Genomic DNA, 23,558 nt, shown 5'->3' on the forward strand with positions numbered 1-23,558 from the left:
CTTCATTTCTCGGGTGCATTTTGCCCCTGCCAACGCGAATACAGCACAGGCCTGGAAACGCTGGCCTGACTCGGCTCGTCCAGCATCAGCCTATGAAGCTCATCCGTTCTCTCTGGGGCCTAGCCCTGTTCGTTTCTCCGGTATTGTTCGGCACGGCGCAGGCGGTGGGCATAGAGGGCAAGGTCAGTAACGCGCCCGCTCTGGCCCGCGCTTTCGGCTCCGACAACGTGCGGATCTTGCTGACCAGTCTGGCTCAGGGCCGCATCGTGGGATTGGGAACGCTGGCGGGGAGCGGCTTTGAAATCCAGATTCCAGATTCCTTTAAACCCCCCGTGCAGCCCGCCGACTTTTGTCCTGGCGTTCGCAGCGTGCCCAGCGAGCCGCGCACCTACACCGCCGAAAGCCTGATGGTCTATCACGCGGGCCGAAACACCGCCGCGCTGATTACGCAGGCCGATCATCCCACCGAACCTACCCGCCGCAGCCAGTGGATGTACAGCGATAGGGCCGCCACCATCAGCGGGCGCTGCACGGGCCTGAATACCAGCTACAACCTCACGCTCCGTAAGGGCTGGAACGCTGTGATGACGGTCAGCGAGCCGGGAAATTTCGTGATCCGCAATGCCACACCGGGGCTGCCGTACTGGGTGCAGAACCCGCCGATAGCCGGAGCGCGGCAGGTGTTCCCAGCGGTGTTTGACGGGAAATAGTTTGACGGGAAGTTTTGTGGGGAAGGGGAGTGCCTCTTTAGGCGGACGCTCCATCTGCCGGAAGTAAGGATGCTGGGGCTGTGGCCCTTCCTGCACGCGCCCCAGCTCCTGCTCTCTCCCTGCTGCGCCGTGTACTGTGGCCTTTCGTGGGGCAAGAACTGGCAAGCTGCACCTTTGCGCTGAGCGTGGTTGCGCTCTTGGCCCTACCGCACCTGTTGCCGTTGGCGGCCTGGGGAATAGCCCGGTACGACTTTGTGTTGCTGGGCTGCCTGCTGGTGCAAGGGCTGCTCCTGCTGACCCGCTTCGGAACAGGGCGGGAAGCGTGCGTCATCGCCTTGTTTCATCTGCTGGGCTTTGGCCTGGAGGTCTTCAAAACCGCGCACGGCAGCTGGTCTTATCCCGAAGAGGCGCTGAGCAAAGTGGCGGGCGTGCCGCTGTATGCCGGGTTCATGTATGCCAGCGTGGGAAGCTACATGGCGCAGGCGTGGCGGCGCTTTCACCTCACGCTGACCGGACTTCCCAGCTTGCGCCTTCAGGCGGCGTTGGCGGGCGGCGCGTATCTGAATTTCTTTACGCACCACTACGGCCCCGATCTGCGCTATGTCCTTACGGCCCTACTCCTGCTGGCCTACCGCCGCACCCGCGTTCGCTTCCTGGTTCAGAAGGTGCCCTTTACCTTGCCACTGCCGCTGGCCTTCGCACTCATCGGGCTGTTCGTCTACTTGGCCGAAAATGCCGCCACCGCGCTGGGTGCGTGGGTTTATCCGCATCAGGCGCAGGGCTGGCAGCCCGTTCACCTAGCCAAAGTTCTGTCGTGGACACTGCTGGTGGTGGTGGCCTTCCTGATCGTGGCTGGGTTAAAAGCTTGGGAAGGGCGTCGGGAGCAGGTTTAAGCCCTAGAACAACGCTCCATCCTCTGCCGGGTCAGGCGTCTTGACCTCTATGCCGCGTGCGTTCAGGGCGTCGCGCAGCATCGGGATATTTTTCAGCGCATGGCCTTTCGTCGTGTTTTCAAAAAAGATCCAGAGTTCCGACAAATCCTCGGCCACCACAGCAATTTTCTCGGCCCACTCGTCCATCTCGGCGCGGTTGTAGAGGTAATCGTGGCGTTCGGCGGCGCTCTCGCCATTCCACCAGTTGCCGCTGTTGCGTCCGTGCAGGCGCAGATAGCCCACGTCGGTGGTGGCGTGCAGTTGCGGTTCGGGCATCCCGCCCACCGGCGGATAATCGGGGCTGACCCAGATCAGGCCGTATTCGCCCATGGCTGCCCGCACTTCGGGCTTGTCCCAACTGGTGTGGCGCAACTCTACGGCCAATTCGTGCCCGGCAAAGCGTTCGGCCAGATGCAGCAGATACTTGCGGTTGTCGGCAGTACGGTGAAACGAGTACGGAAACTGCGCCAGATACGGCCCCATCAGGCCCGCTTCTACCAGCGGCGCGGGGCTTTGCAGCATCCGGTCAAAGTCGGTGTCGGTGGGGGCGCGGTCATGCGTGAAGACCTTGTTCACCTTCACCGCAAAGCGCGTGCGCCCGCCCGATTTGCGGGCCATCCCCTCGAACGCTTTCAGGCCGGGAATGCCGTAAAACGAACTGTTCAATTCCACGGCGTCGAAGTGCCGGGCGTAGGCGTCGAGGTAGGCGTCCTTCTTCACGCCGTCATAGATCAGGCCGGGAGCCGCCCAATCGTCGTTGCTGTAGCCGCCGCATCCGATCCACACACGCATGGGGCCAAGCTAGCGCACAGGGCCGGGGCGGGGTCTTGGGGTTGGGTTTAGATCAGAGTTCGCCAGTCTGCAAGCTTTCCAGCACGGCCCGCAGGTCGGCGGGAATGGGCACCGGCCGCCGCGTGTCCCGGTCTACGTACACATGCACAAAATGCCCCTGAGCGCAGGCCACCGCGTCCTCACCCTCTGCCTCGTCTGCGCGGAACACGGCCAACTCGTAACGCACGCTGCTTTTGCCCAGAGTCGCCACGCGCACGCCTACATGCAGCAACTCTGGGAAGCTGGCGGGAGCAAAAAAAGTGCAGCCTGTTTCCACCACCAGCCCAATCGTGTCCCCCGCCTGGATGTCCAGCACGCCCCGCGCCAGCAGCAACGCATTCACCGCTGTATCGAAGTAGGCGTAGTAGGTGACGTTGTTGACGTGCCCGTACACATCGTTGTCGGCCCAGCGGGTAGGCGTGGGATGCAGGTACGAAAAGCTCTGGCGCGGCCACGGCTGGGGGCGGGTCATGGGGGTAGGGTAACGCGTGGGCGGGACAATCGCTTCACTCATTCACCCCCTGCCCCCTCAAGAGAGAGGGGCGCTGCCCAGTAGCGGGATGGCTCGTAGAGCTGCGAAGCAGAGGAGGCAGTTCCGTAGCGAACCTGCCCCCAGCCGATGAATTCACTTTCATAGCCCAAGTCCAAGAACTCATGGTCTCACCCAGCAGTACCCTAACTCCATGACCGATTCAACTGCTCTGTTCGTCGCCATCCAGACAGGCGATGTGGACACCGTGCGGGCCTTGGTGCAGGCGACTCCGGGCCTGTTGTCGGCGGCCAGCCCGATGGGGGTGTCGCCGCTGCTGTTTGCCACCTATTACCGGAAACCGGAGGTGGCGCGGGCACTGACCGGACTGCACGCGGAACTGGGCGGACCACCCCTGACCGTCTTCGAGGCCGCAGCTACAGGCGAAACCGCTTGTTTGCGGACGTTGCTGGACGCCGATGCTCCCCTTGTGAATGCCGTCAGCCCCGATGGATTTACTCCGCTGGGGCTGGCGGCGTTTTTCGGACAAGAAGCGGTGGCTGCTGAACTGTTGGCACGCGGGGCCAACGTGAACGCGGTCAGCGCCAATGCCATGCAGGTTCAGCCGCTGCATTCCGCTGTGGCGGGTAACCATACGGGATTGGCGCGGCTGCTCCTGTCTCACGGGGCCGATGTGAACGCCGTGCAGCAAGACGGATTCACACCCTTGATGGCGGCAGCCCAACACGGCAACGCAGACTTGGTGGAAGACCTGCTGGCCGCCGGAGCCGATGCTGCCGCCCAAACCGACGATGGACGCAGCGCCGCCAGCATCGCGCAGGAAGAGGGACATTCGGCGTTGGCCGCCTTCCTAAGCACCTTGTTGACGGGCCCATTTCTAAGCACTCCCCACGTCAAGCCACAAGAAACCCGGAATGCAGCGCCCGCCGCCGTGGGCAACACTACAGCTATGACCAATCCCAAGAGCGACCATGACGACCTGCAACCGCGCTCGGTAGACCATTCGGCTGGATCCGATAAACCAGTCGCGCATGAGGATGGCCGCCCCGCCGACCACCGCACTGGGTTTCAGACGCCTGATCCCAAAGACGACCACCAGCCTTTTTACACGACCACGCCCGCCGACAGCCGCGTCAGTAGCGCTGACCACAGCACCTATGAACCGGTACACATGCAAGACCCACACGAAATTACGGCGCAGTTTGACCACCTTGCCACCCGTGATCCCGCGCAGATGGAACACACCTTGCAAACCCCAGAGTTTGCCGGAGCGCAGTCGGTGGCAGGCCTGGGCGGCGAGTTGCTGGATACGGTGGCCCCCTCAGCAGGCCTCGGCATGAACAACACCGCGGCTTTGGCGGGCGATTCTCAACGCCGCAGCGCCGACCCCAATCCCGGCTACACGCCCCCCAGCGAGCAAGGGCCGCCCCATGCCAGCGAACGCCCCGGCGACTTGCCGCAGGGCGTGACCGAGGAACTTCAGAATGAAGTGTCGGGGGATGACCGGAGATAAGGTTGATGTACAGAGAAGCCTGCGCCCCTGATGCTAGGGCGCAGGCGTTCTTTTGAAGGACGGGTTTACAGCGCCAGCACGTACACTTCCCCATCTTCCACCAGCGTCTTGTAAATCTGCACGGCCTTTACGGCAGGCAGGGTTTTGGCTTTGCCAGTCGCCAGTTCAAACTTCGCACCGTGCTTGGCGCAGGTGATTCGGCCCATGCTGACGTCGCCGCCCAGCAGCGGGAAATCTTTGTGGGTGCAGTTGTTGCGCAGGGCGTAATATTCGCCCTCATAGCGCACCACGACCACATGGACGCCGCCTACCATCACCTCGGTCTGGCTGCCCTCGGGCAAGTTGGCGGTGGCGTCCACATGCACGCGCTCGGGTGGGGTGGCGGAGGGAGAGGAGGAAGACAGACTCATGCCTGCGAGTGTAGCGGGGCGGGCTGTACCCGAATGCGAGTTTCGATCTCGGCGGGCGTAGCGGCGTCCACCCACTCCCAAAAGTCTGGAGAGGCTGTGAACGCCTGCATGAACAGGCCCAAGGGTTTGCCCCTCAGTTCGGGGCGCAACCCCATGACGAGGCGTCCACTGAATTTGCTGCGCCGCACCCGGTCACGCCCGGCGGCCTGGGCTTCGGCCTGCAAAAAGGCCGCCAAACCCGACTGGGGGAGCAGGCTCAGCAACACCTCAAGCGGCTGAGGGGGTTCGCGCTCGGCGGGGGCCACCCAGCCTGCCGCTTTCAGATAGTCCGCAAAACGTTGCAGGCCGGGGCGCTCCAGAATGCGCCGCCCAAAATCCCCTTCCGGCGACAGGTAGGGGCGGGCGCTGAAGCGGGACGCACCCGCCGCCCACTCAAACATGGCGGCCTCGTTTGCAAATCCAGTGTGCCAGTGCGTGGCGTCCAGTCCGGCAGCCCGCAGCACGTCGTCAATGTTCAGGCTCACGGCGAAAGTGCGGAGGTAATGTGTTTCATCGGGGCGGCGGTACACGTACAGCAGCCCACTTTCGCCCCATTTCAGCCCCAGTGGGCGCATCATTCGGCCCAGAATATTGCCCAGATCGCCCCAACTCATAAACTCGAACCTTGTGCACAGTTCGGCGGGCGGTGTCGCCATCAGATCCACCTGGAATCCGCCGAAATCATGCGATTCGATGCCCTGCACGCGGCGTGTTTGCCTGATGCCCAGGCGTGCGCGGAACTCGGCCAAACAGGGGGCGGTCAGGGCGTCCTGGCTGACCAGCACATCCAAATCTCCAAAATCAGGCTTGTCGGCGTGGACGTGCGGAATAAACCACTGCGGGCCAGCAGATGTACCGGGCAAAAGCTGGTGCAGCACGGCCCGCACCTGTCTTTCTCTGCGCAGGTATTCGGCACGCGGCAGGCGCGGAAAGTGAAAGAGGTGGCCGCCCATGACGGCAGTCTAGAGAGTGCAGAGGGAAAGAGAATGCCCTGTTTGGCCTACTTCTGCGCCACTTCCCGCACAGTGAGGCGGTTGCCCCACGGATCATGCAGGGTCAGTGAGTCGCCGCTGTCCTGTACGCCGTCCTGCCCGCTCAGGTGGGTTCGCAGGCCGCTCAGGTCAGGCGTCAGAATCTCTACGCCGCCCAGTCCGGCAGCGGGCGTGCTGGGCGCACCTTGCCCGCGTGAATGCCACTCGTTCAGGCCGATGTGGTGGTGGTATCCGCCCCAGGACAGGAAGGCCGCGCTGCCCATATCGGCCACCACGTCCAGCCCCAAGGTGTGGGCATAAAACTGGGCCGCCTGCGCCGCGCTGCCCACCTTCAAATGCACATGCCCGACAGCAGTTCCGGCGGGCGCGCCGTCAAACACCGTGTCTCCGGCGGCGGCCAGCAGGTCTTCTACGTCCACGGCTTTGGTGTCCATCTGCACCTGCCCGTCTTGCCACGTCCACGCGTCGCGGTTGCGGTCTCGGTAGACCTCTATCCCGTTGCCTTCGGGATCGTTCAGGTAAATGGCCTCGCTGACCAGATGATCGCCCGTGCCGAGGCGCAGGCCCGATCCAGATGCGTTCAGCCCCGCCGCGTGCCGCAGCCAACGCCCCAGATCGGCGCGAGTGGGAAGCAAAAACGCCGTGTGGTACAGGCCAGGGCGAGATACGGGTGCGAGCGGCAAGCTGGGGTCGCCTTCCAGATGCAGCAGTGGCGTGCCGTGTGCGCCGAGCGTCACCTGGTTCTGGCTTTCAGCGAGGCGCGTGAGGCCAAGGAGCGTGCTGTAGAACTCGGTCAGGCCGGGCAAATCGCGCACCCGCAGCGTCACGGCTCCGGTGTGGGTTTGGGGCGGCAAGATGGAGAAAGAGGCAATCATACTTCAGCATCCTCCTTATGCTTTATAAAGTCAACCGATTTGATATTTATGTTTGCTCTGATCCTGAGAAGCAAGAAGGCTGGCCCTGCCTGTCCCGGTGCGCCCAAACCCGCGTAAGGCGCGTCGGCGAAAGCAATCACGTCTGGCACGCTTTCCCTGCCCGTTTCACGCTGCTGGGCCAACGCCTGCACCTCGGCAAAAAACAGATTAGGAATGCCGCGCCTGCACACTCTGACCGTATGTGGCCCCCGCGCCGTATCGAGCGCAAAGACTTCGCATCCGCTTTCCTCTCCGGCATACCGCGCTGCCAGAATGCCCGTGCCCATCTGCATTTCCAGCAGCGGTTTGAGGGTTCCGGGCAGGGTCGGAATACGGGAGGACTGGGGCATAGATCATCCTGACAGATGAAACGTGAAGGCAAGAAAAAAGTGGAGTTTTCCTCCCCTTGAGGGGGGCATTGCGTCAGCAATGGGGGGTTCACCTTCCAACCCACCGCTTCCACCCAAAGGAGGATGAGTGCTATACGGCTTTTGAGGTATCAACTCAGATAAGCCCTTTACTCCTCAACCTATTCCTACTGTCCCACCGCTTGACCGGAGGTTTTTCCTATGGTTCAAACCGCCCTGAATGCCCTGCTGAACGCAGTTTCCTCTATGCTGGCGCTGGCGAGGCCGTTGGCGATCATTGCCGCTGGCTTGCTGCTGGCGCTGATTCTGATCGGTCTGCTTGACCGTGAACGCTTCCGGGCGGGCCTGAGTTGGGCGGGGGCGCGCCTGCCATTGCTGGGGCGCTGGGCGTTGGTGGCGCTGGCGGTGGGCGCGGGGGCATTGGCCCTGAACGTAACCCGGCGGGCCGTGGATGCCCGCCTGGGAGCGCAGCAATCGGCCCGCTATGCCAACGCTGCCGACCCGGATGGGGGCCAGACCACCCAACAGGCTCCCCGCGCCAGCCTGCTGAAAAGTACGACCTACACGCGCTCGATTACGCTACCCGCCGAGGTCTACGCCCGCCTTCAGGTCAATGGCGGCTGGGAAACGCTGCTGCCCTACTTTGGCAACCCGAATGGCCAGACCGTGCAGGACTTCCGCGAGGGCTTTACGCGCCGGGGCCGCAACCTGACCTACACCCGCGACGTGACCCTGCAAACCGAAGAACCCGTGAATCTGGACACCAGCAAAGTGCTGGCCGACCTGAAATTCGTAGACCCGGCGGGCGGGCGCGGCACGTACTACAACGCGGCCTTCAACGCCGATTACACCTTCACCAACCCGCAAGCGGAGGCAGCCACATTGCGCTTCGCCTTCCCGCTGCCAGATGGAAGCGGCACCCTCAGCGGCTTCAAGCTGACCGTGAATGGCCAGGCCTATCGCGCCTCTGATCTGGCGGGCGGCAGCGTGTGGACGGGCGAAGTGGCGGCGGGCCAATCCGTGCGAGTGAATGTCACTTACCGCCATCAGGGGGCCAAAGGCTGGAGCTACCTGCTGGGCCAACGCCGCGAAAGCGTGAAGAATTTTGACCTGACCATCAACGCCGACAGGCCCGCCAAATTCCAACGCTACACCCTGTTTCCCACCAGCCAGACGCGCACGGCGCTGGGCATGGCACAGGTACTCCGCTGGCAACTGGAAGACGTGATTACCGCGCAGGACGTGGCGGTGGTGTTCACGCAGGGCAGCATCCGCGAAACGCTGGGCAAACTGGGCCTCGTGGGGCCACTGGCCGTGCTACTTTCCGCGCTGCTGTGCGGTGGCTGGGCCATATCGCGCCGCCTGAACCTGCTGCCTTTGCCGCTGGCAGGCGCGGTGCTGGGCCTCAGCCTCGGCTTGGTGTTGGGCGGCGTCCTGACCTTTTATCTGCCCGTGCTGCTGGCCCAACTGCTGGGCGTGGGCGTGGGCCTTGCGCTGGCCGTGACCGCGCTGGGACGGCTTTATCTGGTACCGCTGGCGTTGGCCGCCGTGATTCCATTGGGGTTCCTGAGTGGCGGCCATGCTTCGCTGCTGCTGGTGCTGCTGGCGGGGGCCACGTTGGTGCTGTTCCTGCGACTGGGGCGGGCAGGTCTAAAGGTCTAGGGTCTGAGGTGATGGGGCGGGAGCGTGGAAGGTGGGGAAAGCCCACCAGATACGCTGTTCACCCCACTCTGGGGGCCGTTGCGAAGCAACCGGGGGGTTGCCTCAATGCAAAAAGGCAACTCCCCCACTTTTCCCACGTTCTACGATCTACCAACGACCTTCCGCTTCCGGTGCAACACCGCCGCCGCCACCACCCCGGCCACAAAGCCGAACAGGTGTGCTTCCCACGAAATCTCCGGGTTGCCCGGCAGCACGCCCCACAGCGCCCCGCCGTACAGCAGCAGGGCCACCGCAGCGGCGATGATGGCCGACGCCGAACGTTCCCACCAACCCGCGCCCAGCAGGTAGGCGAGGTAGCCGAACACCAGTTCGCTGGCCCCCAGATGCACGCTGCCGCCGCGTCCGAACAGCCAGACCAGGCCGCCGCCCAAGGCCACGATAATGAGCGTTGCCAGCAAAAAGCGCCACAGCCCGCGCAGGGCCGACATGAAGGCGAGGACGGCTACGGGTACGGTATTCGCCAGCAGATGATCGAAACCGCCGTGCAAAAACGGGGCGCTGAAGATGTGACTCAGGGCGTCCGGGTTGCGCGGCAGGATGCCGTAATTGTCCAGTGCGCCGCCCAACACAAACTGATCGGTGATTTCTTGCAGCCACAGCCCAGCAACCAACAGCGCCGTAACCACGCCAGCTTGTACCACAGGCGGGCGGCGGGTGCGAACAGGCGGCGTATTTGGGGGATAAACGCTGGGCGGCGGCGGGGAGCGCATGGGGTCAGTCTAAAGACCCCGCCGCCTAGCCACATGCAGGATGCAGATGATTGTCCTGCTTTGGCCCTGACGCGGCCCAGTTCCCTGCACATCATCTGATCCGTCCCTCACACACGTACACTCAATGGAACCGCTCCCAGCGCGGCTTTTTGGCTGCGGCGTGTTACGGTCAGGTATGACTGCACAGAAGGCGGGGCAACGTGGATCGGGTCAGGGCGGGGCGGCGGGGGCCAGCGCGGATCACGCCCACTTCGAGCATGCGCTGGTGCTGGAAACCGCCCGCGTGACCGAGGGGGCGGCGTTGGCGGCCAGCCGTTGGGTCGGCATGGGCGACAAAAACGCCGTGGATGCGGCGGGCACCGAGGCCATGCGCCAACTCCTCAACAGTCTGGATATTCGCGGCACTGTTGTTATCGGGGAAGGCGAGATGGATGAAGCCCCCATGCTATACATCGGGGAGCAGGTGGGGCAGGGCAAATACGAGGTAGACATTGCCGTAGACCCGGTAGAGGGTACGGTGGTCACGGCCAAGGGGTTGCCCAACGGTCTGGCGGTCATCGCCCTCAGCGAGCGCGGCGGCCTGATGCACGCGCCCGACTGCTACATGGACAAGTTGGTGGTGCCGCCCCCGGCAGCGGGCCGCGTCAACATCGACTGGCCTGTAGAAGCCAACCTCAGCGTGATTGCCCAGAGCTTGGAACGCAATGTAGAAGACCTCTTGATTACGATTCTGGATCGGGAACGCCACGCCGACCTGATCAGCCGGGTACGCGGCGCGGGCGCACGGGTCAAGCTGATCGGTGACGGCGATGTGGTCGCCAGCCTCGCGGTAGGCGTGCGGGGCACAGGCGTTCACGCGTTGATGGGGTCAGGCGGCGCACCCGAAGGCGTGCTGAGTGCGGCGGCCCTGAAGTGTTTGGGTGCAGAGATTCAGGGCAAATTCATTGCCGAAGACGACGCCATGCGCGAACGCTTCAAGACCATGGGCGTGGAAGAAGGCCGCGTGTACAAGACCAATGACCTCGCCCCCGGCAACCAGATGGTCTTCAGCGCCACCGGGATTACCTACGGCGAACTCCTCAACGGTGTGCGGCGATTCGGCGGCGGGGCACGCACCCATACGCTGGTCATGGGCTACGCCACGCGGGTGGTGCGCTTCATAGATTCCGTGCATCTGGAGGATGACGGGGCGCGGGTAACAATTCGGATTTAGAGAGCAGTTGAAACGAAGACAGGGGAATGTGGGCTCACATTTGCCCACATTCCCCTGTTCACTTGTGGCCTGCCCTAGTTCAGGCGCATCCAGTAGTAATCGTATTTGCCCAATGTCATGGGGTACGCGGCTTCTGTAACTGGTGGGAAGGGGCTGGCTCCGGCCAACGTGACGGGCGTGCGGCCCACAAAGTCGGTCAGGTCGAGGGTGGCCGCCTGCGCGTTGCCTGCAAAGTTGCTCACGATCAGCAGGGTTTCGTTCTCGTGCTGGCGAATGAAGGCCAACACTGCCGGGTTTGCCGTGTCCACAAAGGTCAGGTCGCCGTGTGCAAAAGCGGGGTGGGCGCGGCGCAGTTCCAGCTGGCGGGCCGTCCATTTCAGCAGGCTGCTGGGGTCGCGTTCCTGACTGTTCACGTTCACGCGCTGGTAGCCGTACACCGGGTCGCCAATGGGGGGAAAGAAGCATTGGTCGGGCGTGGCCGTAGAAAAGCCGCCGCTCATGCCCGCGTTCCACTGCATGGGCGTGCGAACCCCGTTGCGGTCAGCCAGGGTCAGATCGTCGCCCATGCCGATCTCGTCGCCGTAGTACAGGATCGGGCTGCCGGGCAGGGCCAGGAGCACGGTGTTCAGCAGTTCTATGCGGCGGCGGTCATTGTCCAGCAGCGGCGCGAGGCGGCGGCGAATGCCCACATTGATCTTCATGCGCGTGTCGGGTGCGTAGGCGGCGTACATGAACGAGCGCTCGTCGTCCGTCACCATTTCCAGCGTCAATTCATCGTGGTTGCGCAGGAACGTGGCCCACTGTCCAAACTTGGGAATGGCGGGCATCCGGCCCATGATTTCGCGGATGGAAGTCGTGTCCTCCTTTTTCAGGCTCATGTACAGGCGCGGCATCACCGGAAAGTTGAAGCACATATGGAATTCGGGGTCGGCGTCGGTGCCGAAATATTCCGCCACTTCTTCGGGCCACTGGTTCGCCTCGGCCAGCAGCAGGCGTCCGGGGTATTCGGTGTCCACCATGCGCCGCATGCCCTTCAGGATGTCGTGCGTTTCGGGGAGGTTTTCGCAGTTGGTGCCCTCGCGCTCGATCAGGTACGGCACGGCGTCTACCCGGAAGCCGTCCAGACCCAAATCCAGCCAGAAGCGGGCGGCGGTCAGCAGTTCTTCCTGCACCTTGGGATTGTCGTAATTCAGGTCGGGCTGGTTGCCAAAAAAGCGGTGCCAGTAGTAGCGCCCACATTGCTCGTCTTTCGTCCAGTTGCTGGTTTCGGTGTCGGTAAAAATGATGCGTGCGCCGCTGTATTCGGTGCCGGTGTCGCTCCAGACGTAGTAATCGTGGTACTCGTTGGGCGTGCCGTCGGGCAGCACCGGGCCGCGCCGCGCCGCCTGAAACCAGGCGTGGTCGGAACTGGTGTGGTTGGTCACGAGGTCGCCCACCACTTTTAGGCCGCGTGCATGGGCTTCTCGCAGAAACACCTTGAAGTCGTCCATCGTGCCCAGATCGGGGTGAATGCCCACGTAATCGGCCACGTCATAGCCGTCGTCGCGCAGTGGGCTGGGGTAAAAGGGCAGCAGCCACAGGCAGTCCACACCCAGAGTCTTCAGGTAGTCCAGCCGTCCGGTCAGGCCCGGAAAATCGCCCTTGCCGTCGCCGTTGCCGTCTGCAAAGGTTCGCACAGACAGTTCGTAAAAGACGGCGCTTTTGTACCATTCGGAAGTCGCGGGAGTCGATACGGGCTGCGTCATGAGCGCGAGTTTAACCGATTCAGAAGGGGGGGCTGGGGGGAGAGGATGGGCACTCGTCTGCACTGCCCGTCTCACGCGCCCCCTTCCGCGATCTGGGCAAGTGACCTACACGACGTGAACTAGTTCACCTCAAATAATGTAAGAATTTATACATGGACAAGTCGTTGCCTGCTGCTCTGCGCCCCTTGCCCGCAACAAGCAAGCTGGTGTGGCTCTATATCCATCAATATCCCGGCCACCACAGCGTTCGCAGCTTAGAGGCCGCATTGGGCAGCACGGCGGGCCGCGCCCTTCCTACGTTGTTGCGAGCGGGCCTGCTGGTTCAGCAAGAGGCCCCGATGGGCAGACGCCCCGGCAAATACCGCACGGTCTTTCTGCCGGAGCAGTCGAAAGAGAGTGAGGGGAGCGTGCCCATTTCTGCCCCTGTGCTTGACGGAATGGCAGTGTGTGTCCTGCACAGCGACAGCAATTTTGCAGACCTCCATCTTCTGTGGCAACGCGCTAACGATTCGGGGGTGCGGCGCATGGTGCTGCAGCTGGAAGCAGAGTCTCCAGTCTATGCCGATGACGACAATAAGTTGAATGTCCGCGTGCTTCACACTGAACACTGGCCCAATTGGTCAAGTTTGGATGCCGAACAGACCTTGGCGGTCGCCCACGTGATCGCTCGGCGGGCAGCCGTCGATCCGTTCCTCAATGCCACTTTTCGGAAGGCAATGGAGCAGCGGAACCGGATGGGCTTCTGGTTTTTAGAGGATACGAAGTATGCGCCGATCGCTGACCCAGAGCAGATGAATTGATGGTGTCAAACCTGCTCTGATCGCCACGTCTGCGCCTCTAGCCCCTGCATATACGCCTGCCAGTGCGGAAGCGTGCGCCGAATCGGGGCGGGCAGCGCATAGAGTCTGAGTTGAAACTCGCGCCAGTTGGGGCCGTGTGTGCAAAGAATCTGGGCCTCGTGGTGGTGCAGGAAGGGGCGGGCCAGTTCGCGGCCCCGTGCAGGCACAATCAGCTGAGCGCCCAAGGTGGGGTTGTCCAGCGTAAAACGCCCGGTGCGCCGCTCGTAGTTCAATTCGCCTTCCGGCAAGGAGAGGGTGAGACCCGTGCTGTGCAGCGTCAGGCTGTGCCGATTTATGAAATTGAGAGTGTAGGCACTGCTGCCCGTCGGCATCGGAGTTTTCCGGTAGCCCAAGCCAGTCAGGTCGCCGCGCCGCGCGTCCAGGCCCAGTAGCCAAAACTGAACGGCCAGGGGGCAGCGGGGGAGGGTGTGGAACCTTGCCATATATTTGATAATAGCTTATCATTATCAAATATGACCAGTCTTGCCCCCAGCGACCCGCGCCATCCCCCCGCCGTTTCCGTTCCTATTACCGTCCTGTGCGGCTTTCTGGGTGCAGGCAAAACCACACTGCTCAATCATCTGCTGACCCAGACGGAAGGCCGCAACGTTGCCGTGATCGTCAACGAGTTTGGCGCGGTCAACATAGACGCCAGTCTGGTCGTCAAAACCGATGAGCAAACCATCGAACTCAGCAACGGCTGCATCTGTTGCACCCTGCGCGGCGACCTGCTGCAGGCCGTTCACGATCTGCTGGAAACCCGCCAACTCGACCATATCCTGATCGAATCGACGGGGATTGGCGAGCCGCTGCCGATTGCCCAGAGCTTTTGCCTGACCCCCGAAGAATTGGAGCTGGAGCCTGAACCCGGCCAAGCGCCGATTCCCAATCTGTTGGGCCGCGTGCATGTGGACGCGATGGTCACGGTGGTCGACGCCGCGCAGTTTTTCCCGCTCTGGAACCTCTCCGAGAGCATTCCGGGCGATGAACAGGAACGCGGATACGGCGAACTCCTGGCCGAACAGATCGAATTTGCCGACCTGATCGTGCTGAACAAGCTGGATTTGGCCTCGGCAGACGACGTGCAGAGGTTGCGCGAACTCGTCACCATTACCAATCCCCGCGCCCGTGTGCTGGAAGCAGTGCGCGGCAGGGTAGAGGCCGACGCCGTGCTGAACGTCAATCTGTTCGACTTTGAAGCCGCCAGTCAGCTCGATTCCTGGATGGAAGAACTGGAAAAAGAACACACGCCAGAATCGGAGAGCTACGGCCTCGGCACGCACATTTACCGCCGCGACCAACCCTTCGACGCCGACGCCTTTCACCGGGCGCTGACCAATGGATTGCCGCACAACGTCATTCGTTCCAAGGGCTGGATCAATCTGGGCAACGGCGTGGCGACCTTATGGAACCACACGGGCCGCCAACTGGCGCTGGAACAGGCCGGAGAGTGGCTGAGTGCGGATCAGGCCTTCAGCGAAATCGTGTTTATTGGCCAGGAGCTGGACGGCGCGGCCCTAGACGCCCTGTTAGATGGGGCGCTCCAGGCGTGAGAGCCGCACAAAGCACCCTGTCTCTCAATCTTCTCTTGCCCGAATATGATAAGGATGTATCAATATGAGCCGTGAATGTTACCTGACTGGAAAAAAGAACCTCGTGGTGAATGCCGTGACGCGCCGGGGGAAAGCGCGTGCTGCGGGCGGGGTGGGCCGCAAAGTGACGGGCGTGACCAAGCGCACCCAGAAAGCCAACCTACAAAAGAAAGCCATTCGGGAGCAGGGCGTAGAAAAGACCGTGTGGCTCAGCGCCCACGCCATCCGCACGCTGGAAAAAGGCGGCTTTCCGGGCGTGGAACTCGCATGAAGATTCTCCTTCTTGCCGGAGCGTTGGCACTGGGGACGGCTCAGGCTGCGCCCCTCAGCGTCAGCGCCACCACCACCATCCTCGCTGATTTTGTGCGTGTGGTCGGCGGAAACCGGGTGTCGGTCAATGTGATCGTGCCTGCGGGCGGCGACACCCACACTTTTCAGCCGTCTACTGCCGTGATTCGTGCGCTGGCGGGCAGCCGCGCCCTGTTCATCAACGGCGCGGGGCTGGAGCCCTGGCTGCCCAAACTGACGGCCTCTGCGCCGGGGGTACGGGTGGTCACGCTGACCAACAGTCTGAAACTGCATGAGGCGGGCGAAGAAGGCCACGACGACCATGCCGGGGAAGAGGAGCACGGCGCGTTCGACCCCCATGCGTGGTGGGATGCGGCGTTGGTGGCCGGATACGTACGGAATGTGCGGGTGGCCCTGACCGCGCTCGATCCTGCCAGAAAAACCGTATACGCCAACAACGCCGCCACCTACCTGAAGCAGCTGAGCGCCGCCGACGCCTACGCCAAAGCGCAGTTTGCCCGGATTCCGGTGGCCCGCCGCACCATCGTGACCAACCACGACTCCCTGCATTACTTGGCCGAACGCTACGGCCTGAAGATCGTGGGGGCCGTGATTCCGGGCATCAGCACCGAGCGCGAGCCGAGTGCGCGGGAGTTGGCGGGCCTGGCCCAGACGGTTAAAAAGAGCGGCGTGCGCGTCATTTTTACCGAAAACACCGTCAATGCCCGCCTGGCCCAAACGCTGGCCCGCGAAACGGGCATTACCATTGCCCCGGCCCTCTACACCGACGCGCTGGGGCCAAAAGGCAGCGTGGGCGACAGCTACCTCAACGCCTTCCGCTTCAACGTAGATACGATGGTCAAGGCGCTGAAGTAATCTCCCGCCGCCTGCCTGTCTTGCTGTGCATCTTGATTCCGCCTTCGCATTATCACCCTGCACGCGCTATGCTGGCCGGATGCTGGGCGTAGACCATCTGACCGTGCAATACGGTTCCCATACGGCGCTGGAAGACGCCACAGTGCGCTTCGAGGCGGGCCAATTCAGCGCCGTGATCGGCCCTAACGGTGCGGGCAAAAGTACCCTGCTGAAGACGATGGTGGGCCTCTTGCCCGACCCCAGCGGCAGCGTGCGATTCGATGCTGGTCACACTGCCCAGAGTTGCGTGTCTTACGTGCCGCAGCAGCAAACGCTGGACTGGGGCTTTCCCGTAACCGTGTGGGACGTCGCCATGATGGGCCGCACCGGACGCCTCGGCTGGTTGCGCTGGCCCAGCAAAGCTGACCGGGCGCGGGTGGTGGCGGCCCTGAAGGAAACGGGCGTGTACGAACTGCGGGGCCGTCATATCGGCGCACTCAGCGGGGGGCAGCGTCAGCGGGTGCTGCTGGCCCGGATGCTGGCCCGCGACGGCCATCTGCTGCTGCTGGATGAACCTCTGACCGGAGTGGACGCCGCCACGCAGGAGCAATTGATGGGCCTGCTGCGGGCACAGGCAGACCGGGGCCGCGCCGTGGTCATGGTTACGCACGACTTGGAGCAGGCACGGCGATGGTGCGACCATCTGGTTTTGGTGAACCGCCGCATCATTGCCGATGGCACCCCCGACGAGGTGTATACGCCGCGCAACATAGAAGCCACCTTCAGCAGCAGTCATCTGGGCCACACCCACGCGGGAGCCTGATGGGGGCGGGAAGAGATGGTCAAAGGGTCAAAGGGTCTGAGGGTCTGAGAACAACCACCCCCCAGAGGTTCTGTGCTTTTGCCCTTAGACCCTTAGACCAAGCCCCGACCAACTCAACTGCGTTCCCCACCACAAGGCACATTCATGGACTGGCTGACTGACCCCCTGCAATTCGGATTTTTCGTGCGGGCGCTGCTGGCTGTCGTGCTGGTCAGTGTGCTGTGCGCCTTGGTGGGCGTGTGGGTAGTGCTGCGCGGCCTCAGCTACATTGGCGACGCCATGAGCCACGCCGTATTTCCCGGCATCGTCGGGGCCTTTTTGGCGGGCGGAAATTTGCTGGTAGGTGCGCTGATCGCTGCTGTTTTCACGGCTCTGGGCATCGGCGCAGTGGGACGGCAGAGTGGTCTGAAGCAAGACAGCGCCATCGGCATCGTGTTCGTGGGCATGTTCGCGCTGGGCGTGGTGATGCTGTCGCGCGCGCCCACCTTTACCACCGACCTCAGCAACTTCCTGATCGGCAACCCATTGGGCGTTACCCCAGCCGACTTGTGGGGCGCATTGGCGGTCACGCTGGTCGTCGGCACCATCCTCACCGCCATGCAAAAGGAACTCCTGCTGGCGTCCTTCGACCCCACCGAGGCCCGCGCCATCGGCCTTCCGGTGCGCCGCCTGGAGAGCTTGCTGCTGATTCTGATCGGGTTGGTGGTCGTGCTGACCGTGCAGTTGGTAGGCACGACCCTCAGCGTCAGCCTGCTGATTACCTCCAGCGCCTCGGCCCGCCTGCTGTCGCGCAGCCTCCGTACCATGATCGGGTTGGCCGCCCTGCTGGGCACGTTGGGCGGCGTGGTGGGTCTGTATCTCAGCTATTACGTGAACACGGCTCCCGGCGCGACCATCGTGCTGGTCAACACGGCGCTGTTTTTGTCGGCGTTGGCTTTCCGCAAGCGAGACTGATAGGGGAGAGGACGTCAGCCTTGGCCTTCCAACCAGGCAAAAACGTCCACGCTATTCCCGTCCGGGTCGGTCACAGTGGCGTAGCGTTGGCCCCAAAAAGCGTCGTAGGGCGCGGTTTCTACCTCGTAGCCCTGCGCCTGCAACCGTTCGCACGCCGCGTCTACCTCTGCCGGAGTGCCCGCTTCCAGCGCCGCTCCTATGCGGGCCTGACCTTTTGGCGGAGCCACCCAACCCGGATACACCCGCTGCACCAAGTCTTCTGTTTCCCACGCGATTCGCAGGCCGTTCTGGTCAATTTCCACGTGTTGTTCCGGCCCGCCCTCCGAATTCAAATGCGCTCCAGCGGGAATCGGCAGCCCCAGCGTGCGGTAAAAGTCTAGGCTGCGCTCCAGGTCGGCCACCACAAACGAGACGTAATTGAAGGTCAGGGGCATGGGGCAATTCTGTCATCTTCAGAAAGAGCCAGCCCTCATCTTGTAGCCAAAAAAACCGCCCCACAAAGGAGGCGGCCAACGGAGAAGGTTTGATTTGCGTCAAACTCAGTAGAACTTGGTGATGCGCTCGACGCTGTGGCGGTGGTGGGGAAAGCCTTCTTCGGCGCGCTTGCCGATGGGCAGCAGGCCAGCAATCTGCACGTGGGCGGGCAGGCCGAGGAGGTCTTTGACTTGTTCGGGGTTGAAGCCGAGCATAGGCACGGTGTCGTAGCCGAGGCCGCGTGCGGCGACCATCATGAAGCCGAAGGCGATGTTGGCCTGAGACAGACCCCACGCGCCGCGCTGGGCCACTTCTTGCCCGCCGAACACGCCGTCGAAGGTGTTGCGCTGGCCGGTGCGTCCCGCGTCACCCATGCCGGGGTGGGCAGTTTCTTCCACGGTGTTCAGGGTGTCTTCCATGTCGCTGTAGACCACGATTACAGCGGGCGCGTTGGTGATCTGGCCCTGTCCGTAGGCCGCTTCTTGCAACTTGGCCTGCACCTCTGGGTTCTGAATCACGGCAAAGCGCCACGACTGGGCATTCCACGCACTGGGGGCAAGGCTGGCAAGGCGCAGGACTTCGTGCAGGTCGGCGGCGGGAATGGGTTCCTGCACAAACTTACGAATGCTGCGGCGGGTCTCGATGGCTTCGGTGACGGTGGCGGGGCGGGTGGTCGTAGCGGTCATAGGAAGAACAATAATGCAAGTGCTTTACATTGTCAAGCGGTGTAATCTGCGCCGCAGTGTGTCCGGCGTTTAGGTGTAAAGTACTGTCATGACTCTTGCCGCGCCTCCGCAGGTCGCTGCCCCCAGTGGCGCGGCTGCCACCGCTGTCCCCGCCGGATTTTGCCCTGTTTACCGTGCCATCGGTGTATTGCAGGAAAAATGGGTGCTGCACATTGTCCGGGCGCTGCTGGACGGCGAAAAAGGCTTCAACGAACTGGCCCGTGCGGTGGGCGGCTGCAACAGCGCCACCCTCACGCAACGCCTGGAACACCTGGAAACGTTGGCCCTGATCGGCAAGCGCACCGAGGACACGCACGGCAAACTGGCCCGCAGCGTGTATTCCCTGACGCCCGCTGGACGCGAATTGCAGGGCGTGATTCAGGCCATCGATATGTGGGCACGCGAGCACCTGCACGAAGATGAGGGCAAGTCGGAAGCCTCTGCTGGCTGTGGGTCAACGGTCTGACCATGACCGCCATTCTCCTCTTCATCGTGCTGCCCGTTCTCCTGATCGTGGCAGCTTTTTTTATTAGGCCACTGGTGCAGCGTGATAAGCAGTACGGCGACCCGTGGGGCGAGGGCCTGGCGGCGCGGGGCATCTTTGGCGGGCACGGCCTGACCCCCGATGAGCGCGTGCTGCCGGAAGAGACCGAACCCGTGACCTTTGATTTTGGCGGGCACAGAATTGATGGGCACAGAGCTGACGCGCACAGGGCCGACGACACATAAACGCTCTCTAGATAAACGCTCCTTTACACTCCCGTCATGCTCGCCCATACAGCAGGGGGGCGCGGCGCTTAACCTGACCGCATGAGTCTTAAAGACAGCTTTACGCCGGAAGAATGGTTCAAGGTCATGACCGCCCCCGGACGGGCTGGAGCAGTGATCGTGGCGGCCAGTCCCAGTGGGATCACGGGCATTGTGGCCGAAGCCCGCGCCATTGGCGACGCGATCCGCGAGCAAGTCAGCGGGCCGGGGCGCACGCCGCTGCTGGAAGCGATGGCAGCCGACCTGATGGGCAAGCCCACCGACCCGAAAACCATGCCCCAGCCAGACCGCGCCCGCAACATGGACGAGGCCCGCCAGCAAGGGCTGGAAGCTGTACGGCAGGCGATCTGGTTGGTCAGTGCCAAAGCCAGCCTAGAGGATTCTGTGGCCTACAAGAATCTTCTGATGACGGTGGCCCAGCGCACTGCCGAAGCTGCCAAAGAGGGCGGATTCTTGGGCATCGGCGGCGAACTGGTGAATGACAAGGAACGCGCCGCACTGGCTGAATTGCGGGAGTTGCTGCGGCTGGATGAAGTCGCGCCTGCCGTCACGCCCGCTATCAACCCGGATGGATCGGGCAACAGTCCCTAAAGGTCTGGTCAAGCCCACAACACTGCGTTTATCTCACGCCCATACCCCATGCCCGCGCTAGCCTGCCGCCTGTGATGTGGGTTCGGATAGGTGCGGTGGTACTGCTCTCGGTTGGACTGGTGGGGTGTCAGGATCGGCAGGCCCGCAGCGAGAATGCGCGGTTGGCAGCGCGACTTTCGGCGCTAGAGCAGCAAGTGAAAGCGTTGCGGCAGGCCCAGGCCAAGGCTCCTGCTGCCTCTACCCCAGAAGGATTTATGGCCCGCGCCGCCGCCCAGAACTGTGCCAACGACCTCGCACGCACGCTGGAAACCTTCCGGCGAGACAGCATCGACGGCATATATCCCACCCCTGCCCGCCTGATGCTGCCCGATTCCTGCATAGACCAGCGGGTGCAGTGGATTCGGCTCACGGCACAGGCCTACGCTTTTGCGCTGACAGATGAGGACGGCGGTGTGCTGGCGCGGGGCAGCGGGCCGTAAGGTGGGCTCTTTCAGGCCGGACTTGCCCCCGGCCTCTGCACCGTTTATACTTCTAAAGTTTGGTCTGCCAGGATTGGCCGCCAGCGTAGGTTCATGAATGCCTCTGCCCGTACAGCGGGACTGTGGGGCAGTCCGCTGACCGAAGGAGTTTTCATGACCGCTATTGTAAAAGTGAACCGTGGCGCAATTCTGCGTTCCGTCGAGCAGCCCCACATCAAAGACGACTTGCCTGATTTCCGCCCCGGCGACACTATCCGCGTGGAAACCAAAGTTGTAGAAGGCACCCGCACCCGCAACCAGGCCTTTGAAGGCGTTGTTATCGCCATCAACGGTTCGGGCAGCCGCAAGAGCTTCACGGTTCGCAAGATCAGCTTCGGCGAAGGCGTGGAGCGTGTGTTCCCCTACAGCACGCCCCTGATCGCCAAAGTGACGATCCTGGAACGCGGCAAGGTTCGCCGCGCCAAGCTGTACTACCTGCGCGAACTGCGCGGCAAGGCTGCACGCATCAAGAACGACCGCAGCCGCGTGATGAAGGACGCCGCCCGCGCCCAGCAGCAGAAAGCCGACGCTGCTGCCGCTGCCGCCGCACCTGTGGCCGACGCTCCCAGCGCCGACGTTTCCAGCACCGAGCAAGAGTAAACCCAGCAAGTCTGAGCTTACTGCTCAAGCCGCTTTCCTTTCGGGGGAGGCGGTTTTTTTGGCCTCTGCCCTGCACTGTGGCTCTACAACACTGTGGCTCTACAATGCCCCGCATGACCGCAACTCAAAGTGACTCCCTGCTGGCCGACTGGAAGCCCGCGCCTGCCGGATTCAAGCATGTGGTCAGCGTGTCTATCGGCAGCAGCAAGCGCAACGCCCGCGAAGAGATCTCGGTGCTGGCGCAGCCTTTTATTCTGGAACGCATCGGCACCGATGGAGACGCAGGTAAGGCCGCCGAACTGTTTCAGGCGCTCGATGGCCGCGTAGACGCCTTCGGGCTGGGCGGGGCCGACATTTACGTGATCGCAGACGGCAAACGCTACACCTTCGGCAACGTGAAAAAGCTGGTGGCGAATGCCAAGCTCACGCCTGTGCTGGACGGCAGCGGCCTGAAAAACACGCTAGAGCGCGACGCGATTGCCCAACTTGATTCGGTGATGAACTGGCGCACCAAGAAAGTGTTGATGGTCAGCGCCGTAGACCGCTTCGGAATGGCCGAGGCGTTGGCACAGGCAGGCGCGGACATCGTGTACGGCGACATCGTGTTCGGGCTGAACATAGACCGCCCGCTGCGTTCCATTGCCTCGCTGCGGCGGGTGGCGCGGCTGGTGTTGCCTGCCATCACCAAGCTGCCGCAGGACTGGTTTTATCCCACTGGGGCCAAGCAGGAAAGCAGTGTGGCAGGCAAGGGAACCCGCTATTACGCCTGGGCCGACGTGATCGCCGGAGACACCCACTACGCCAAACGGTATGCCCCGCACGACCTCAGCGGCAAAACCATCCTGACCCAGACCATCACCGAGGCAGACCGCGTATGGATGAAAGAGCGCGGCGTGGCCCGCCTGATCACCACGACGCCGCGCATGGGCAGCCGCAACTTTGCCACCAATGTCCTGGAAGCGTTTTTTGTGGCCCTGAGTGGCAAGAAAGAAGCGCTCAGCGAGTCCGAATACCTGCGCTATGTGCGTGAGGTGGGCTTTAAGCCAGAAATCAACGACCTGTAATACCAAATTGCGATGATTCGTGAACATCATCCGAGCGAAGCGAGTGGCAACAAGTACGGACTGGCGGCGATGGACGAACATCTGGTGCTTTTGCGGATGTTCGGGAATCAGAGCAAGTTCGTATAAGGGATCAGACGAGAAGGCAGGCGGCACAGTCTATCTTCTGTCCCGTCTGGCTGCCCCTCTGCCTGTAGGATTGCCCCTATGCAAGCTCTCGTAGATGCTATCCGGGCACAAGGCGTCATCCTGCCGGGCGGATTCCTCAAGGTAGACGGACTGGTCAACCACCAACTCTTGCCCGCCCTGACCCGTGAAATGGGCGAACATTTCGCTGCCTACTTTGCGCCCCTGAACCCCAATAAAATCCTGACCATCGAAGTCAGCGGCATCGCGCCCGCGCTGGCAACCTCGCTGGTGCTGGGCATTCCGATGGTGTACGCCCGCAAGAAAAAGCCCATCACCATGAAAGAGCCTGCGTACACGGCCCAGTCCATCAGCCGCACCAAAGGCGGCGTCGTAGACCTGTTCGTGTCCAGTGAGTTCCTGGGGCCAGATGACCGCGTGATCGTCATCGATGATTTCCTGGCGTCGGGCGGCACGCTGCGCTCACTGAACACCATCATTGGGGCCAGCGGCGCAGAGTTGCTGGGCCTCGGCTGCGTCATCGAAAAGGGATTCGAGGAAGGCCGCCTGAAGCTGGCCGACCTCAACATTCCGATTCATACGCTGGCGAACATTGTGCGTATGAGCGAGGCAGAAGGGATTGTGGTGGAGTTGGGGCAGTAGGCGCGGCTGGGGAGGGCGTCTAAAGGTCTAGGGTCTAAGTTGCTGGGCAGTGAAGTTACGGGTGGGCAGAGCTTCCAAAATCAACGTCCAAC

At 62.5% G+C, this 23,558-nt stretch carries 29 protein-coding genes; 18 read left to right on the top strand and 11 right to left on the bottom strand.

What is annotated here, in order from left to right:
• The first annotated feature begins 92 nt into the window (after window positions 1-92).
• Both M1R55_RS09190 and M1R55_RS09195 read left to right on the top strand, forming a co-directional pair.
• Window positions 93-710 carry a hypothetical protein gene (locus tag M1R55_RS09190; RefSeq protein WP_249391504.1) on the top strand — a complete coding sequence of 206 codons (618 nt, stop codon included), beginning with the start codon at window positions 93-95 and terminating at the stop codon, window positions 708-710.
• A gap of 80 nt (window positions 711-790) precedes the next feature.
• The gene (locus M1R55_RS09195; protein ID WP_249391505.1) at window positions 791-1,603 is read left to right on the top strand and encodes a DUF817 domain-containing protein; all 813 of its coding nucleotides are present in this window, start codon (window positions 791-793) and stop codon (window positions 1,601-1,603) included.
• Between the two features lie 3 nt (window positions 1,604-1,606).
• Here M1R55_RS09195 and M1R55_RS09200 read toward each other — a convergent pair whose 3' ends face one another.
• Together M1R55_RS09200 and M1R55_RS09205 are read right to left on the bottom strand one after the other, a co-directional pair.
• Complete coding sequence (locus M1R55_RS09200) at window positions 1,607-2,434, bottom strand: DUF72 domain-containing protein (protein WP_249391506.1); 828 nt, start codon at window positions 2,432-2,434, stop codon at window positions 1,607-1,609.
• A gap of 52 nt (window positions 2,435-2,486) precedes the next feature.
• Window positions 2,487-2,945: a thioesterase family protein gene (locus tag M1R55_RS09205; RefSeq protein WP_249391507.1), complete on the bottom strand. Its 459-nt coding sequence runs from the start codon at window positions 2,943-2,945 to the stop codon at window positions 2,487-2,489.
• 211 nt (window positions 2,946-3,156) lie between these two features.
• Here M1R55_RS09205 and M1R55_RS09210 point away from each other — a divergent pair, with 211 nt between their 5' ends.
• Window positions 3,157-4,476, top strand: coding sequence for an ankyrin repeat domain-containing protein (locus tag M1R55_RS09210; protein WP_249391508.1), 1,320 nt, complete (start codon window positions 3,157-3,159; stop codon window positions 4,474-4,476).
• 65 nt (window positions 4,477-4,541) lie between these two features.
• Here M1R55_RS09210 and M1R55_RS09215 read toward each other — a convergent pair whose 3' ends face one another.
• From M1R55_RS09215 to M1R55_RS09230, 4 genes are read right to left on the bottom strand one after another with little or no spacing between them, the layout of a single operon-like run.
• A complete protein-coding gene (locus M1R55_RS09215; protein WP_371827095.1) occupies window positions 4,542-4,886 on the bottom strand; it encodes a Rieske 2Fe-2S domain-containing protein in 345 nt (114 codons plus the stop codon).
• A complete protein-coding gene (locus M1R55_RS09220) occupies window positions 4,883-5,878 on the bottom strand; it encodes a hypothetical protein (RefSeq protein ID WP_249391509.1) in 996 nt (331 codons plus the stop codon). Before M1R55_RS09220 ends, M1R55_RS09215 begins: the two co-directional genes overlap by 4 nt.
• A gap of 47 nt (window positions 5,879-5,925) precedes the next feature.
• Entirely contained in the window at window positions 5,926-6,792 is an 867-nt protein-coding gene (locus M1R55_RS09225; protein WP_249391510.1) for a VOC family protein, read from the bottom strand.
• Window positions 6,789-7,181, bottom strand: a complete 393-nt coding sequence (locus M1R55_RS09230; RefSeq protein ID WP_249391511.1) for a hypothetical protein — start codon at window positions 7,179-7,181, stop codon at window positions 6,789-6,791. The genes M1R55_RS09225 and M1R55_RS09230 overlap by 4 nt, the downstream gene beginning before the upstream one ends.
• A gap of 219 nt (window positions 7,182-7,400) precedes the next feature.
• Between M1R55_RS09230 and M1R55_RS09235 the strand changes: the two genes are divergently transcribed.
• The gene (locus M1R55_RS09235) at window positions 7,401-8,861 is read left to right on the top strand and encodes a hypothetical protein (RefSeq protein WP_249391512.1); all 1,461 of its coding nucleotides are present in this window, start codon (window positions 7,401-7,403) and stop codon (window positions 8,859-8,861) included.
• A gap of 140 nt (window positions 8,862-9,001) precedes the next feature.
• Here the strand turns inward: M1R55_RS09235 and M1R55_RS09240 are convergent, their stop codons facing one another.
• Window positions 9,002-9,631, bottom strand: a complete 630-nt coding sequence (locus M1R55_RS09240; RefSeq protein ID WP_249391513.1) for a rhomboid family intramembrane serine protease — start codon at window positions 9,629-9,631, stop codon at window positions 9,002-9,004.
• A gap of 175 nt (window positions 9,632-9,806) precedes the next feature.
• Between M1R55_RS09240 and glpX the strand changes: the two genes are divergently transcribed.
• On the top strand, window positions 9,807-10,844 hold the full coding sequence (glpX, locus tag M1R55_RS09245) for a class II fructose-bisphosphatase (RefSeq protein WP_249391514.1): 1,038 nt from the start codon (window positions 9,807-9,809) through the stop codon (window positions 10,842-10,844).
• Between the two features lie 74 nt (window positions 10,845-10,918).
• Here the strand turns inward: glpX and treS are convergent, their stop codons facing one another.
• Window positions 10,919-12,589 (bottom strand): maltose alpha-D-glucosyltransferase, encoded by a 1,671-nt coding sequence (treS, locus tag M1R55_RS09250; RefSeq protein WP_249391515.1) that lies wholly within the window; start codon window positions 12,587-12,589, stop codon window positions 10,919-10,921.
• Between the two features lie 152 nt (window positions 12,590-12,741).
• On the opposite strand from treS, the gene M1R55_RS09255 reads away from it, so the two are divergent.
• Window positions 12,742-13,389, top strand: coding sequence for a hypothetical protein (locus M1R55_RS09255; RefSeq protein ID WP_249391516.1), 648 nt, complete (start codon window positions 12,742-12,744; stop codon window positions 13,387-13,389).
• Window positions 13,390-13,394: 5 nt separating this feature from the next.
• Here the strand turns inward: M1R55_RS09255 and M1R55_RS09260 are convergent, their stop codons facing one another.
• A complete protein-coding gene (locus M1R55_RS09260; RefSeq protein WP_249391517.1) occupies window positions 13,395-13,871 on the bottom strand; it encodes a hypothetical protein in 477 nt (158 codons plus the stop codon).
• 30 nt (window positions 13,872-13,901) lie between these two features.
• Between M1R55_RS09260 and M1R55_RS09265 the strand changes: the two genes are divergently transcribed.
• The 5 genes from M1R55_RS09265 to M1R55_RS09285 all read left to right on the top strand — a co-directional run bounded on the left by M1R55_RS09265 (window position 13,902) and on the right by M1R55_RS09285 (window position 17,940).
• Complete coding sequence (locus M1R55_RS09265) at window positions 13,902-14,981, top strand: GTP-binding protein (protein ID WP_249391518.1); 1,080 nt, start codon at window positions 13,902-13,904, stop codon at window positions 14,979-14,981.
• A gap of 64 nt (window positions 14,982-15,045) precedes the next feature.
• Complete coding sequence (gene rpmB / locus M1R55_RS09270) at window positions 15,046-15,291, top strand: 50S ribosomal protein L28 (protein ID WP_249391519.1); 246 nt, start codon at window positions 15,046-15,048, stop codon at window positions 15,289-15,291.
• A complete protein-coding gene (locus tag M1R55_RS09275) occupies window positions 15,288-16,184 on the top strand; it encodes a metal ABC transporter solute-binding protein, Zn/Mn family (RefSeq protein WP_249391520.1) in 897 nt (298 codons plus the stop codon). The genes rpmB and M1R55_RS09275 overlap by 4 nt, the downstream gene beginning before the upstream one ends.
• A gap of 79 nt (window positions 16,185-16,263) precedes the next feature.
• Window positions 16,264-16,986, top strand: a complete 723-nt coding sequence (locus M1R55_RS09280; RefSeq protein ID WP_249391521.1) for a metal ABC transporter ATP-binding protein — start codon at window positions 16,264-16,266, stop codon at window positions 16,984-16,986.
• Between the two features lie 144 nt (window positions 16,987-17,130).
• Window positions 17,131-17,940 carry a metal ABC transporter permease gene (locus M1R55_RS09285; protein ID WP_249391522.1) on the top strand — a complete coding sequence of 270 codons (810 nt, stop codon included), beginning with the start codon at window positions 17,131-17,133 and terminating at the stop codon, window positions 17,938-17,940.
• Between the two features lie 14 nt (window positions 17,941-17,954).
• Here the strand turns inward: M1R55_RS09285 and M1R55_RS09290 are convergent, their stop codons facing one another.
• Both M1R55_RS09290 and M1R55_RS09295 read right to left on the bottom strand, forming a co-directional pair.
• Window positions 17,955-18,374 carry a VOC family protein gene (locus tag M1R55_RS09290; RefSeq protein WP_249391523.1) on the bottom strand — a complete coding sequence of 140 codons (420 nt, stop codon included), beginning with the start codon at window positions 18,372-18,374 and terminating at the stop codon, window positions 17,955-17,957.
• A 105-nt stretch (window positions 18,375-18,479) separates the two neighbouring features.
• On the bottom strand, window positions 18,480-19,100 hold the full coding sequence (locus M1R55_RS09295; protein ID WP_249391524.1) for a nitroreductase family protein: 621 nt from the start codon (window positions 19,098-19,100) through the stop codon (window positions 18,480-18,482).
• 88 nt (window positions 19,101-19,188) lie between these two features.
• Here M1R55_RS09295 and M1R55_RS09300 point away from each other — a divergent pair, with 88 nt between their 5' ends.
• The 7 genes from M1R55_RS09300 (at window position 19,189) to xpt (ending at window position 23,466) form a co-directional block, all read left to right on the top strand.
• Entirely contained in the window at window positions 19,189-19,605 is a 417-nt protein-coding gene (locus M1R55_RS09300; protein ID WP_249391525.1) for a helix-turn-helix domain-containing protein, read from the top strand.
• Between the two features lie 2 nt (window positions 19,606-19,607).
• Window positions 19,608-19,868: a hypothetical protein gene (locus M1R55_RS09305; protein WP_249391526.1), complete on the top strand. Its 261-nt coding sequence runs from the start codon at window positions 19,608-19,610 to the stop codon at window positions 19,866-19,868.
• Window positions 19,869-19,949: 81 nt separating this feature from the next.
• Window positions 19,950-20,498: a hypothetical protein gene (locus M1R55_RS09310; RefSeq protein ID WP_249391527.1), complete on the top strand. Its 549-nt coding sequence runs from the start codon at window positions 19,950-19,952 to the stop codon at window positions 20,496-20,498.
• 74 nt (window positions 20,499-20,572) lie between these two features.
• A complete protein-coding gene (locus M1R55_RS09315; RefSeq protein WP_249391528.1) occupies window positions 20,573-20,977 on the top strand; it encodes a hypothetical protein in 405 nt (134 codons plus the stop codon).
• Window positions 20,978-21,130: 153 nt separating this feature from the next.
• A complete protein-coding gene (gene rplS, locus M1R55_RS09320; protein ID WP_249391529.1) occupies window positions 21,131-21,616 on the top strand; it encodes a 50S ribosomal protein L19 in 486 nt (161 codons plus the stop codon).
• 113 nt (window positions 21,617-21,729) lie between these two features.
• Complete coding sequence (locus tag M1R55_RS09325; RefSeq protein ID WP_249391530.1) at window positions 21,730-22,680, top strand: quinate 5-dehydrogenase; 951 nt, start codon at window positions 21,730-21,732, stop codon at window positions 22,678-22,680.
• 204 nt (window positions 22,681-22,884) lie between these two features.
• Window positions 22,885-23,466 (top strand): xanthine phosphoribosyltransferase, encoded by a 582-nt coding sequence (gene xpt, locus M1R55_RS09330; protein WP_249391531.1) that lies wholly within the window; start codon window positions 22,885-22,887, stop codon window positions 23,464-23,466.
• Window positions 23,467-23,558: the final 92 nt, after the last annotated feature.

Source organism: Deinococcus sp. QL22, from assembly GCF_023370075.1.
In the GTDB taxonomy this organism is placed as follows: Bacteria; Deinococcota; Deinococci; order Deinococcales; family Deinococcaceae; genus Deinococcus.